The 230-nt window shown below is 72.2% G+C and carries 1 protein-coding gene; it reads right to left on the reverse strand.

The genetic code is table 11. From position 1 onward, the window contains the following. The coding region (locus RTM68_RS18340) for a histidine kinase dimerization/phospho-acceptor domain-containing protein (protein ID WP_312173735.1) at window positions 1-230 on the reverse strand (230 nt) is incomplete at both ends.

Below are 230 nucleotides of genomic sequence, written 5' to 3' on the forward strand. Positions count from 1 at the left end.
CCCGCCACATCGAGGCGCATGGTCGACACGGCGAGCACTCCGGCCTGCACGCGACTGACGTCGAGCAGATCGGTCACGAGCGACGACAGCGTCGCGAGGCTCTCGTCGGCGGTCGCGAGAAGCTCCTCACGATCGGATGCCGACAGGCCGTGCGCCCCACGGAGGCCGCCGATCGCCGCGACCGCCGAAGCGAGCGGGCGGCGCAGGTCGTGACTCACCGCCGAGAGCAG

Source organism: Microbacterium sp., assembly GCF_031988965.1.
In the GTDB taxonomy this organism is placed as follows: domain Bacteria; phylum Actinomycetota; class Actinomycetes; order Actinomycetales; family Microbacteriaceae; genus Microbacterium.